Source organism: Flavobacterium ustbae, from assembly GCF_003946915.1.
GTDB lineage: Bacteria > Bacteroidota > Bacteroidia > Flavobacteriales > Flavobacteriaceae > Flavobacterium > Flavobacterium ustbae.
The window spans coordinates 26,405-40,234 of the sequence record NZ_RPOC01000019.1 but is presented as its reverse complement, the minus strand read 5'-3'; the positions used below and the strand labels follow the sequence as shown (position 1 = coordinate 40,234).

12 protein-coding genes are annotated in these 13,830 nt (G+C 32.5%); 10 read left to right on the top strand and 2 right to left on the bottom strand.

The window, feature by feature from the left end; all coding sequences use genetic code 11:
* Positions 1-27 precede the first annotated feature (27 nt).
* A complete protein-coding gene (locus EG814_RS18155; RefSeq protein WP_125723306.1) occupies positions 28-474 on the bottom strand; it encodes an exosortase F system-associated membrane protein in 447 nt (148 codons plus the stop codon).
* Positions 464-1,000, bottom strand: a complete 537-nt coding sequence (gene xrtF, locus EG814_RS18150) for an exosortase family protein XrtF (protein ID WP_125723305.1) — start codon at positions 998-1,000, stop codon at positions 464-466. The genes EG814_RS18155 and xrtF overlap by 11 nt, the downstream gene beginning before the upstream one ends.
* Before the next feature lie 70 nt (positions 1,001-1,070).
* Between xrtF and EG814_RS18145 the strand changes: the two genes are divergently transcribed.
* The 10 genes from EG814_RS18145 (at position 1,071) to EG814_RS18100 (ending at position 13,759) form a co-directional block, all read left to right on the top strand.
* A complete protein-coding gene (locus EG814_RS18145; protein WP_125723304.1) occupies positions 1,071-1,526 on the top strand; it encodes a GAF domain-containing protein in 456 nt (151 codons plus the stop codon).
* 33 nt (positions 1,527-1,559) lie between these two features.
* The gene (locus tag EG814_RS18140; RefSeq protein WP_125723303.1) at positions 1,560-2,228 is read left to right on the top strand and encodes a toxin-antitoxin system YwqK family antitoxin; all 669 of its coding nucleotides are present in this window, start codon (positions 1,560-1,562) and stop codon (positions 2,226-2,228) included.
* A 105-nt stretch (positions 2,229-2,333) separates the two neighbouring features.
* Entirely contained in the window at positions 2,334-3,278 is a 945-nt protein-coding gene (locus tag EG814_RS18135) for an energy transducer TonB (RefSeq protein ID WP_125723302.1), read from the top strand.
* 98 nt (positions 3,279-3,376) lie between these two features.
* Entirely contained in the window at positions 3,377-3,643 is a 267-nt protein-coding gene (gene rpsO / locus EG814_RS18130) for a 30S ribosomal protein S15 (RefSeq protein ID WP_125723301.1), read from the top strand.
* Positions 3,644-3,866: 223 nt separating this feature from the next.
* Positions 3,867-6,002, top strand: a complete 2,136-nt coding sequence (locus tag EG814_RS18125; RefSeq protein ID WP_125723300.1) for a polyribonucleotide nucleotidyltransferase — start codon at positions 3,867-3,869, stop codon at positions 6,000-6,002.
* A 257-nt stretch (positions 6,003-6,259) separates the two neighbouring features.
* Positions 6,260-7,003, top strand: coding sequence for a hypothetical protein (locus EG814_RS18120; protein ID WP_125723299.1), 744 nt, complete (start codon positions 6,260-6,262; stop codon positions 7,001-7,003).
* A gap of 6 nt (positions 7,004-7,009) precedes the next feature.
* Positions 7,010-9,793 carry a TonB-dependent receptor gene (locus EG814_RS18115; RefSeq protein WP_125723298.1) on the top strand — a complete coding sequence of 928 codons (2,784 nt, stop codon included), beginning with the start codon at positions 7,010-7,012 and terminating at the stop codon, positions 9,791-9,793.
* Positions 9,794-9,817: 24 nt separating this feature from the next.
* Positions 9,818-11,008 (top strand): DUF4249 domain-containing protein, encoded by a 1,191-nt coding sequence (locus EG814_RS18110; RefSeq protein WP_235831008.1) that lies wholly within the window; start codon positions 9,818-9,820, stop codon positions 11,006-11,008.
* The gene (locus EG814_RS18105; RefSeq protein WP_125723296.1) at positions 10,996-12,753 is read left to right on the top strand and encodes a hypothetical protein; all 1,758 of its coding nucleotides are present in this window, start codon (positions 10,996-10,998) and stop codon (positions 12,751-12,753) included. Before EG814_RS18110 ends, EG814_RS18105 begins: the two co-directional genes overlap by 13 nt.
* 142 nt (positions 12,754-12,895) lie before the next feature.
* Positions 12,896-13,759 carry a sigma-70 family RNA polymerase sigma factor gene (locus tag EG814_RS18100; protein WP_007804760.1) on the top strand — a complete coding sequence of 288 codons (864 nt, stop codon included), beginning with the start codon at positions 12,896-12,898 and terminating at the stop codon, positions 13,757-13,759.
* Positions 13,760-13,830: the final 71 nt, after the last annotated feature.

Genomic DNA, 13,830 nt, shown 5'->3' with positions numbered 1-13,830 from the left:
AACTGCCGATAAAATCTAAAACAAATGTTATTTTTTGGTTTTTTGAAGCTGATAGTAAAATCCAGGAATGAATAATAGCACCAAAATAGGCTGAATTATAAATCTCCTTACATAAAAAAGAAGCCAGCCAGCATCCGGAATAAAATAAAGTATTATAAAAAAGGAACTTAAAAGCACAACTAAGAAGAAGGCATACATAAACAAGCTGAATTTAAAAATATCGCGATTCTGAAACAAAGCATAAATTAACAAAAGGGATAGCGCAGAATTTAGAAAATATCGAAAAAAAAGTCCCGTAAAAAGCTTGAAAGTATGCACTTCAGGATAAGGAATCGAGTGAAAATCGGCAGTAAAATATACTAGAAACGGATCATAAAACAATTTATTTTCAAAAGTTCTAATCAAAGCAAAGCCTATTACGGCAATAATGGCAACAAAGATTTTAAATTTATTCTCTTTTAACTTATTTAGCATACTTTGAAAATCTATTGATCCATAAAATCCATAAAATAAAAACATATCCATAAATCATTAATGGAAAGAAAGTTCCATGTAGAAATTGGGTATATTGTGGAAAATTGTATACCAGTACAATCAAAAGAGAAATTCTTGTGACATTTAATATATAAATTGATATAATTCCTAAAATAATAAACAGCGAAGTTTTCTTAAAACTACCCGAAAAAGCCATTACAAACGATACAAAGAGTATCATTACACTTATAGCATTACAACCTTCGGTAATGCGGGCTATATATTTGCCATTTAAAATAATATCCTGCCACGGATTTTGTGAGTTTTTCTGAATTATGATGTCGTAATTAAAAAGCTTTAGCAATTGCTCTGAGGTATTGCCAGAAATTACCGTCATAGTGTCCAAATCTTCAGACTGATAGCCACTTAAATAAAACTTATAGAGAATTGTAAGCACAATATAGGTCAAAAAAAAGATGCTTACAAAAATCAGGAACGGCTTAAACTGGACTAAATATTTTTTCAAGAGATTTTTTTTTCAAATTTATGTATTTTTTAAGTTCAGCTTTAAATACTTTTGTATAAATTTTTACATTATGACATTTCAAGAATTACAACCAAAAATAAGTGCAATTATTACTGGAAACGAAGCAAATAGAGACGAAAAACTATTAGCAATATGCCAGCTTTTAAACGAAAATGTTGACTACTATAATTGGGTTGGCTTTTATTTTGCCAATCATGACAATAAAACTTTACATTTAGGACCTTATGTTGGCGCAGAAACAGACCATACTGTAATTCCGTTCGGAAAAGGAATCTGCGGCCAAGTAGCAGAAAGTAATGCTAATTTTGTTGTACCAGACGTTAAAGCACAAGACAATTATATTGCCTGCAGTTTAACTGTGAAATCAGAAATTGTGGTGCCTCTTTTTGTAAATGGAGTAAATATCGGACAAATCGACATTGACAGCCACGTGATCGATCCTTTTACAGAAGCTGACGAAAGATTTTTAGAATTTGTAAATCAAGAAGTTGCTAAATTATTCTAGAAGAACTATTTTTAAGATAAAAAATAGGACTGAATGAAAAGGAACATACTACTTTTTTTGCTTCTGATAATTTCAGCTACTCTGTCTTCGCAAATTAATATGGTTTCTAAAAAAATATTTTTAGACTCCTTAAATCGAGAATGCACACCAGAAAATTATACTTACACGAGAGTAATTACCAATTACTCTCAGAAAAGCGCGCGTTATGTTGTAACCGATTTTTATAAAAACGGAAGAAAGAAAATGACTGGCGCGACATTAGATCGTGATGTTTTAAAAAAAGACGGCGAATTTATTTACTATTTTAAAAATGGCGCAAAAGAGTCTGTAATAAATTTTAAAGAAGACCGTAAAGAAGGTAAAGAAATAAATTGGTACGAAAACCAAAATAAAAAGTCTGAAAAACTGAATATTTGGAATCCTAAAACAAAAACTGTTCAAACTTTAATTCTAAATTTTTGGGACGAAAATAAAGAACAAACTGTTATTGACGGTAACGGAGAATACGAGGAAAAAAATCAGTTTATTTTGCAAAAAGGAACTGTAAAAGATGGCTTAAAACAAGGAGTGTGGGAGAAAACAGATACTTCTAGCAACATTACATTTAACGAAAATTACAATAAAGGCATTCTATTATCTACAACAAATGTTGATGAAAAGAATCTAGATAATTCAAAAAAGAAAATTAAAGACCAAAAATAATCTATCTAAAATCTGCGAGAAACTTCAGAATTTGTTAATAAGAGAAACTTGGTATATTGTATTAAAAATACTACTTTGGCTTTACATAAAACTTTTTAATTTTCTATGAAAACATTTCTACGTCTACTTCTTATTATTGTAATTTCCACCAAATCATTCTCACAAAACGCGGTTGTTACAAATAAATTGATCTATTTAGATTCTATGTGGACGCAATCCAATGAAGACAATTATAAATATACAAGACTTATTGAAGACTATTATGCTGATAAAGAATCTTACGTTTATAAAGACTTTTATAAATCTGGAAAATTAAAATTTATCGCTACGACTCTAGATAAGGATATCATGATAAATGATGGTCAAGCGGTTTCTTATTATGAAAATGGAAATAAAAAACACATTGCAAATTATGTCAATAAAAGAAAATCAGGAAGAGAATTTAACTGGTACGAAAACGGAAATCTAAAATCTGAAATTGACTATTTTGAAAATAAAAAAGGGCAAATTGAGAGTAAAATTATTAATTTTTGGAATCCTGAAAAAGAACGAATCGTTATCGATGGAAATGGAAATTATTCAGACAAGAGCGAAAACAATGAAGAGGCCGGCCTATTAAAGAATGGTCTGCAAGAAGGCCTCTGGACGGGAAAGGATTTTAAGAGAAAATCAAGTTTTTCTGAAATTTATAAAAATGGAAAACTAATTTCTGGCGTGACTACCGATTCTTTGAATACAAAACATTCGTACAGCACAAAATATGTTTACCCAAGCCCTAAAAACGGAATTGAATCTTTCTACAGCTACATAGGAAAATCTATGCATATTCCTGTAGAAGCCAGAAACATTTCTGGAAAAATATACATCACTTTTATAGTCGATGAAGAAGGAAATTTAGCAGACCCAAAAGTACTAAAAGGAGTTGGTTTCGGCATTGATGAAAATGCCATTCAATTGATTAAAGAAGCAAAAAAATGGAATCCTGGAAAGAATAGAGGTGTTCCTGTTAGAGTACTTTATAAATTACCAATAACAATAAAAGCAAAATAAGACGCAATAAAATTTATTTTTCTGAAAAAAAGTATTATTTTTGCACCCGTCTTACAAAAGTTGTCTGACATACATAAAAATCATTAAATAATATTGGAATGTATTTAACTAAAGAAAAGAAAGAAGAGATTTTCGCACAACACGGTGGTGCAACAAACACTGGAAGCGCAGAAGGTCAAATTGCATTGTTCACTTACAGAATTACTCACTTAACTGAACACTTGAAAAAAAATCGTCACGATTATAACACTGAACGTTCTCTTGTACTATTAGTAGGTAAAAGAAGAGCTTTGTTGGATTACTTGAAAAAGAAAGAGATCAACAGATATCGTGAGATTATCAAAGTATTGAATATCAGAAAATAATCAATATAGTAAAGAGGTGCGAGAGTGCCTCTTTTTTTATTTTAAATTTTAGAAATTAGATTTTAGATTTCTAACTTTACAACACATTAATATTGATTCTTGTAATTGATATTAACATTAAAAAAAGTTTGGTTTTTCATTGGGTTTTAGATAACAACAACTACACACAACAACAACTACAACACAACTAAAACCCATTGTATAATCAATAAGGAAAAAATTTATGATTCCACAATTATTTGTAGAAAAGATCGATTTAGGTGATGGCAGAAGCATCACAATCGAGACAGGACGTTTAGCTAAACAAGCTGATGGTTCTGTAGTAGTTAGAATGGGCGACACGATGATTCTTGCAACAGCAGTTTCAGCTCGCACCAGCAACCCAGGCGTTGATTTTTTACCATTAACGGTAGATTACCGCGAAAAATTTGCAGCTGCTGGTCGTTTTCCAGGAGGTTTCTTTAAGAGAGAAGCACGCCCTAGCGACAGCGAGGTATTAACAATGAGATTAGTAGATCGTGTTTTACGTCCGCTTTTCCCAGACGATTACCATGCAGAAACACAAGTTATGATTCAGTTAATGTCTCACGACGAAGAAGTTATGCCAGATGCATTAGCAGGTTTAGCAGCTTCTGCAGCATTAGCAGTTTCAGATATTCCGTTTTACAATTTAATTTCTGAAGTACGTGTTGCGCGTATCGATGGAAAATTAGTAATCAACCCAAGCAGGGAAGAATTAGAAAAATCAGACATCGATATGATGATTGGAGCTTCTATGGATTCTGTTGCAATGGTTGAAGGGGAAATGAAAGAAATTTCAGAAGCTGAAATGATCGAAGCAATTAAATTTGCTCACGAAGCTATCAAAGTTCAAATTCAGGCTCAATACCGTTTACAAGAAGCTTTTGGTAAAAAAGAAATTCGTACTTACGAAGGTGAAAAAGAAAACGAAGAAATTTACAAAAAAGTAAAAGAAGCTGCATACGATAAAATTTATGCTATTGCAAAAGTTGGTTCGGCTAAACACGAAAGAGGCGCTGCATTTGCTGAAGTAAAAGAAGAAGTAAAAGCTTTATTTACAGAAGAAGAATTGGCCGCTGATGGAGATTTAGTTTCTAAATATTTCTATAAAACAAACAAAGAAGCTGTTCGTAATGTAGTTTTAGAATTAGGAATTCGTCTTGACGGCAGAAAAACTACAGACATCAGACCAATCTGGTGTGAAACTGATTATTTACCAAGAGTTCACGGTTCATCTTTATTTACACGTGGAGAAACTCAAGCTTTGGCTACTGTAACTTTAGGAACTTCTAGAGAAGCAAACCAAATTGATTCTCCGTCTGAGCAAGGTGAAGAGAAATTCTACTTACATTACAACTTCCCTCCTTTCTCAACTGGTGAAGCAAAACCACTAAGAGGAACATCAAGAAGAGAAGTTGGTCACGGTAACTTAGCTCAAAGAGCATTAAAAAATATGATTCCTGCAGATTGTCCTTATACAATCCGTGTTGTTTCTGAGGTATTAGAATCTAACGGTTCTTCTTCTATGGCAACGGTTTGTGCTGGAACAATGGCATTATTAGACGCTGGAGTTCAAATGACAAAACCAGTTTCTGGAATTGCTATGGGATTAATTACTGACGGTGAGAAATTTGCTGTATTGTCTGATATCTTAGGAGACGAAGATCACTTAGGAGACATGGACTTTAAAGTAACTGGAACTGCCGACGGTATCACAGCTTGCCAAATGGATATCAAAATTGACGGTTTACGTTATGATATTATGGAACAAGCTTTGGCTCAGGCTCGCGACGGACGTTTACATATTTTAGGAAAAATAAACGAAACTATTGCTGCGCCAAGAGCTGATGTAAAAGCTCATGCACCAAAAATCATTACCAGAACTATTCCTGGAAACTTTATTGGAGCATTGATCGGACCTGGTGGAAAAGTAATTCAAGAATTACAAAAAGCTACTGGAACAACTATCGTTATTAACGAAGTTGACGAGCAAGGTGTTATAGAAATTTTAGGTACAGATCCTGCTGGAATTGAAACGGTATTAGCAAAAATCGCTTCTATCACTTTCAAACCTCAAATGGGAGAAGCTTATGAAGTGAAAGTGATTAAAATGCTTGATTTTGGAGCTGTGGTAGAATATACTGCTGCACCAGGAAATGAGGTATTGCTTCACGTATCTGAATTGGCTTGGGAGCGTACAGAAAATGTTGCTGACGTAGTTAAAATGGGTGATGTTTTCCAAGTGAAATACCTAGGAGTTGACCCTAAAACTAAAAAAGAAAAAGTCTCTAAAAAAGCACTTGTTCCAAGACCTCCGCGTGAGGATAAAAAAGAGTAATCAGATCTTAGTTTACTAAAGGTTTATTCATAGAAAACCCCAATTCTTAATCGAATTGGGGTTTTTCAATTTATCTAAAATAGGATTATTTATTTTTATTTTTTTAATAACAACCATCAAAATTCGACAATTAAAGAAGTAAAAGCTCTAAATACATAAAAAAAATATCACATTTTAACAAATCTGCGTTTTATTTATAACGTTTTTTTAATACTTTTGAAAACCACCAAAACAAATCATTTAAACTACAGAATCCTTTGAAAAATTATCAAAAAAAGATAATATTCCTGACTTTATTTGGAATATTATTAAGCATTAATTCGATTCGTAGCCAAAGCGCTAAAGAAATTGAAATCTACAATTGGTTTGACAAAAGTATTGGAAAAAACAATCTTGACATTAACAATGGTGTCCTCCATACTAATCCTTACAGCACACTAGACGGCAGTACAATCTATTTTCAGGAAGACAAGTTCGAGAAAGGAACTCTGGCTTTTGAAGGACAGACGTACTATGAAACATCTTTAAAATACGATATCTACAGAGATATATTAGTTTTAAACCCTTACGGGTCTTCAGAATTGATCGGAATAAGTTTAGTAAAAGATAAAGTAGAATCTTTCTCTTTATACAATCGAAACTTTATCAAACTAAACAAAGAGCAATATAATTTACCAGGTTTTGTTACAGGCTATTATGAAGTAACAGAAAATACCACAGATTTTGCATTTTACATCAAACACAGTAAAACAATCCAAAAGGTAGTTAGAGAAGATGGGGTTTTCTATCAGTTCAAACCAAAGAGCAATTATTTACTGGGTTACAAAAAATCTTTATACACTGTAGACAGTAAAAGTGAAATCATAAAAATATTTCCGGAAAAGAAAAAAAACATCAATGAGTTTTATGAAATGAATCGGGACCTAAGAAAATCTGATCTTAATTTATTTATGAAAAACTTAATGAAATATATTAACAACTCTCTTTCGATTGAAAAATAAGACTGCATGAAAAAAATTATACTCGCCTTAGTTGTTATATTATCATGTAATTTTTCATTTTCCCAAAATTCAAATGAAAAACTATCTATTACATTTAATAATAACACTTTATCTGAAGCATTAAAAAAGATAGAAGCATCTACTTCTTATAAATTCTATTTTGATCCGGTTTGGGTTGATTCAAACAAAACCCTTATTTCTGAAAGTTACAGTAATGTAACTATTGACGAATTACTTGACAAATTATTCAACAAAACTGATTTGAATTTTATTGTTTTGAAAAACAAAATCATTCTTACACTGAACCAGACAATTCACGAAAGTCTGCCTAGTGGCTTTTTTGCCGATGCACCAACAGAAACAGGAACTAACAAAAATGACGGTTCCGGAAATCCTGTTTTCTATCAGCAATATGATTCTTTAAATAATTACAGTGTTACTAAAAAATCGGCCGTAACTTTTATTGGAAAAGAAAACAGCAGTACTGCAAAAAAAAGCTACACGGTTTCAGGAACTATCAGAAATGAAGAAACGGGTAAAGCTGAACCAAACATTTACATTAGAGTAAAAAACAAAAACATCAACACTTCTACTGATTTAGATGGAAATTACACTTTGGTACTTCCGCGAGGTACAAACGTAATTGAAATCAAATCACTTAATCACAAAGATGTTACAAAAACAGTTGTGGTTTATGATGATGGTAATTTAGATATCAATATTAATGAAAAATCGAATCTTCTTGATGAAGTTGTCATTCAGAAGAAAGGCAGAAAAGCAACAGAAACCGTTATTTCCGGATTAGTTTCTATTGATATTGAGAACATTAAAAATGTACCGTTAATACTTGGAGAAAGAGATATCTTAAAAGTTGCCACTACTTTTCCGGGAATTAAAACTACAGGTGAAGGTTCAGCCGGGTTTAATGTACGAGGCGGAAAAGAAGATCAGAACTTAATTCTTCTTGATAATGCAGTTTTATATAATCCACAGCATTTTCTGGGATTTTTCTCTGCCATAAATCCGTATACAGCTAAAAAAGCAGATATTTATAAAGGTAGTATTCCTGCAAGTTTTGGAGGAAGATTATCATCTGTATTTGATATTGGAACTAAAAATGGTAATCCGGAGAAATTTTCAGGAGAAGGTGCAATTGGCCCTATTACTTCGAATTTAACTTTAAGCCTTCCTATTCAAAAAAACAAATCAAGTATTATTTTTGGAGGAAGAGCAACTTATTCTGACTGGATTTTAAAAACGCTTGATGACGAAAACTTAAAAAATAGCGAAGCCGGTTTTTATGATGGTATCTTAAAATACAACAATGCAATAAATGCAAATAACAATTTAGAAGCTACAGCATATTATAGTAACGATAGATTTAGAATTAGCTCTGATTCTTTATACAAATACAGCAACAGACTTGCTTCTGTAAAATGGGATCATACTTTTAGTGACAGACATAAATCTGCTTTAATTTTAACGAACAGCGAATATAAATTCAATATTGATTATGATTCTGATGATATCAATTCATTTGATTTTGGATATAAAATCAATGAGACGCAATTGCAATTAAAATTTAATTATGAACTCAATAAGAAGCATAATTTATCTTATGGAATTTCCAGCAAATTATACAATATTTCACCGGGTTATCAGCATCCGACAAATCCGAATGCTACTTTAGTCCCAACAGATATTGATAAAGAACGGGGATTAGAATCTGCGGTTTATCTTGCTGACACTTATAAATTAAGTGAAAAACTATTAATTGATTTAGGATTAAGATATTCTAGCTATTCTGCCTTAGGAGAAGCTGATGTAAATGTTTATCAGGAAGGTCTGCCTCTAAATGATGCCACTGTAATACGAACGGATCATTACGGAAAAAACGAAGTAATTAAAACCTATGGAGGGTTTGAGCCGCGTCTTGCCGCAAGGTATTTCTTAACGGAAGATTTTTCTGTAAAAGCGGGCTACGATGTGACCAGACAATACATTCACCTGCTTTCCAGCAATGTAACACAATCTCCAACAGATACGTGGAAGCTTTCAGATGCGAATGTTCGTCCGCAGAGTGCTCAACAGTTTTCTTTAGGATTGTTCAAAAATCTTGATGACGAAACTTACGAACTTAGTTTAGAAGGATATTACAAAAAATCTAAAAACATATTAGATTATAAAGTTGGAGCACAATTATTACTTAACGAAAATGTAGAAACAGAACTTTTGCAAGGCGACGGAAAAGCCTATGGAATTGAATTTTTAGTTAAAAAACAAGTAGGAAGATTAAACGGATGGCTTGGATATTCTTATTCCAGATCTTTAATTAAACTTGACGGACAATTTAACGAAGAGAAAGTAAATAACGGAAAATATTTTGCCGCAAATTTTGACAAACCTCATGACCTGAGTGCCGTTTTAAATTATAAATTTACAAAACGTTACAGCTTGTCTACCAACTTTTTATATCAGACAGGAAGACCAATTACTTTTCCAATTGGAACTTATAATTACGGAGGAGCTGAATATACTTTATACAGCGACAGAAATAAATTCAGAATTCCGGATTACATACGTTTAGACATCGGAATTAATATAGAAGGAAATCATAAAATAAAGAAACTGGCACATAGTTTCTGGAACATATCTGTTTATAATGTTTTAGGGCGAAACAATCCGTATTCAATCTTTTTCGTAACAGATCAGAGCGGTAAGGTAAAAGGGTATAAGACTTCTATATTCTCAATTCCTGTTCCTAGTATCACTTACAATTTTAAATTTTAATACAACAAAATGGATTTAAAAATCATGAAAACAATACAAAAAAACAGATCCATCTTTATATTGTTGCTGTGCGTACTATTGAATAGTTGTGCAGAAAGCTACACTTTACAGTCGGACAACTACGAAGAAGCGCTGGTTGTAGAAGCAACAATCACAAATGAACTTAAAACTCAGGAAATCAAACTTTCTAAAACAGCTAGATTAGAAGACGACGGAGTAGAAATTGAAAGTGGAGCAAGCGTAATTGTTAAAGATAATCTGGGTACCGTTTATCCATTTTCTGAAAAAGACGGAATTTATGTTTCTGACACTCCTTTTCAGGCAACAGCAAATACCATTTATACTCTGGAAATTAAAACTAAAGACGGTAAAGTTTATGAATCTACAAATGAAACATTGACTACCGAAAATCCGATAATCGATGTGAATCCTGCAGTTATTACAGACAGCAAAGAAGGACGAGGGGTTGAGATTCGTGTAACCAATTATGACCCAACAAATACTTCAAAATATTACAGATATGAATATGAAGAAACATATAAGATTGTTGCACCAGTCTGGAGACAAGAAAAACTGGTAGTAACTGGTCCTGAAAATGTAGAATTACAGCCTAATGATCCTAATACACGTACCTGCTACAGCACAAAACTGTCAAACGATATTATTTTAACCACAACCACAGATTTGCATGAAGACCGTGTAAATTTTCCTGTACGATTTATAAGTGATCAAAATTACATTATAAGTCACCGTTATTCCATTTTGGTTAAACAATATGTACAGAGTTTAGAATCGTATACATTTCGTAGAACGATGAAAGAAATTTCAAGTTCAGGAAGTGTGCTTTCGCCTAAACAACCAGGATTTGTAAGCGGAAATATTAGATGTATTTCGCATACAGATCAAAAAGCGATTGGATTCTTCGAAGTTTCATCTTATTCAGAGAAAAGAATATTTTTTAATTACAAAGATCTTTTTGCGGGAGAACTACTTCCTCCATACGTAACCGATTGTACAGAAGAAGAATACAAATTCTGTTTTTATTTTAGCATACCGAATCCATGTGAAGGGAAATTATTAATCGACAGACTTAATGCCAACAAAATCAGATATAAGTTTAACATCGAAAGTTCTTTTTATTACACCGTACCAGTTGAATGCGGTGATTGTACATCATTTTCGTCTAATCAAATACCTTCATTTTGGACAAATTAAAAACCCTTATACTATTGTTCACTCTAATTAGTGGGCAATTCATAAACGCACAACAAACCGTTACCTTAGACGAAACGGTATTCATCCATTCAAATGCTTCGTCATTTGTTTGTGGAGAGACAATCCTATTCAAGATTTACTGCTTAAAATCTTCTGATAAAACCCCAAGTACGATTAGTAAAGTGGGGTATGTTGAACTTGTAGACGAAAACCAGAAATCTGTTTTCAAAACCAAGATTGCTTTACAGAATAGCACTGGACAAGGCGATTATTTTATTCCGACAACCTTAAAAACAGGAAATTATAAACTTATCGGATATACAACCTGGATGCTTAACAAAAAAATTTCTGATTACTTTCAAATAGATTTAACGATCGTTAATCCTTTTAAATCAGAAACTAAGAATGAAGCTGAAATTAAAGCAACATCAGTAACTACGAATTCTCCAATAGTAAATTCAGAAGTTATTTCAAATAATGTATCAAATACAAATTCTAACATTAAAATTAGAATTCCTAAAAAAACATTTTCAACGCGTGAGTTTGTCGATTTAAAAATTGAAACAGCAAATTCTCTTTTTGAAGACGGAAATTATTCTTTATCCGTTAGAAAAACAGATAACATTTCTACTAAAAAACAAGCATCGGCAACTGAATTTTCTTCTTCATCAAAAGAAATTAATGTTCTGAATATTCAAAATCCGACAAGTACACTATACTTGCCTGAAGCTCGCGGAGGAATTATTTCGGGAAAAATTACTGCCAAAAACAACACAGATAATGTAAATGATAAATTTATTGGTTTATCCTTACCGGGAAAATCGTTTACTTTCGAAATTTCGCAAACTGATGCGGCAGGAAATTTTGTGTTTTACATAAAAGATACCTACTACACGTCGAATATAACGGTGCAGCTTATTGATGAAAAAGCTGAAAATTACACTCTGAAATTAAACAATGATCCTGAAATTAATTATTCTGGGTTGACATTTCCTGCACCGGTTAATCTTTCTTATTCTCTAAAAGAAAGTATTCTAGAAAGATCCATTTCGGCTCAGATTGAAAATGCTTATTTTCATAAAAAAGTAGATAATCTTTCTAAAGTTCCAACTTTAGAACCTTTTTATTCACCACTTGCTAAAACATATGTTCTGGACGATTACACCAGATTTAAAACGCTGAAAGAAACGGCAATCGAGGTGGTAACAGATATTTTTATAAGACAAAAAGACGGAAAAAATTATTTGCATGTAAACGATCCAAGCGTATTTCCTCAGTTGCCGGAGCCCGCTTTGGTATTGATTGACGGTTTATATTTAGAAAATCAAAATGACCTGATGAATTATCCAATGAAAAACGTTTTCAAAGTTGACATAATTATTGGGCGTTATTATGTGGGATCAAAACCTTTTAACGGTTTAATAAGTTTTACTACTTTCGATAAAAATTTCACTAGCACTCAGACAGGAAGTTCAATTGTAAAAACCGACATTCTGAGTCCTAAACCGAAAAAAATATATAACAAAATCGAATACAACAACCAAGTCGATAACTCTCGAATTCCAGATTACAGAAATCAGTTATTCTGGATTCCGGATCTCAAATTAAACGAATCAAATAATAACTCTTTCTATACTTCGGATATTTCAGGAAATTTTGAAATAAGATTAGAAGGATTTACAAAAAACGGAACACCCGTTTCAATAAGTGAATTTATAGAGGTAAAAGACACTTCTTTAAACTAAAAAAACACATCATAAACACCAATACTCCAGCACTTTATAGTTCTGGAGTTTTTTTATTTGAAAAAAATCCGTCAAATTGTAACTTTTTCGATACTCTCTACGTATAATCATTTGTACACTTTAAAAATAGGGAGACAACAACATGAGACAACTTAAAATCACCAAGCAGGTAACTAATCGTGAAACTGCATCGTTAGATAAATATCTACAAGAAATTGGAAAAGTTGACCTAATTACCGCTGATGAAGAGGTAGAATTAGCACAAAGAATAAAGGCTGGTGATCAAAGAGCTTTAGAAAAACTAACAAAAGCCAACCTACGTTTCGTCGTATCTGTGGCTAAACAATATCAAAATCAAGGATTAACTCTTCCTGACTTAATTAATGAAGGAAACTTAGGTTTAATTAAAGCGGCTCAACGTTTTGATGAAACTCGTGGTTTTAAATTCATTTCTTACGCTGTATGGTGGATTCGTCAATCGATTCTTCAAGCTTTGGCTGAGCAATCACGTATTGTACGTTTACCATTAAATAAAATTGGTTCTATCAATAAAATCAACAAAATGTACGCTTTATTAGAGCAATCTAACGAGCGCCCGCCTTCTGCTGAAGAAATTGCAAAAGAACTTGACATGACTGTAAACGACGTAAAAGAGTCTATGAAAAACTCTGGACGTCACCTATCTATGGATGCTCCTCTTGTTGAAGGAGAAGATTCTAACCTTTATGACGTATTACGTTCTGGCGAATCTCCAAATCCTGATAGAGAATTAATTCACGAATCTCTTCGTACTGAAATCGAACGTTCTTTAGAAACATTAACTCCAAGAGAGGCAGATGTTGTACGTTTGTATTTTGGTCTTGGCGATCAGCACCCAATGACTCTTGAAGAAATTGGAGAAACTTTCGACCTAACTCGTGAGCGTGTTCGTCAGATTAAAGAAAAAGCAATCCGTCGATTGAAACACACTTCTAGAAGTAAAATCCTTAAAACTTATTTAGGATAACAATATTAAATTTCAATATTTAATCCCGAAACTTCGGGACCAAATTCCAACAAAATTGGGATTTGGGTTTT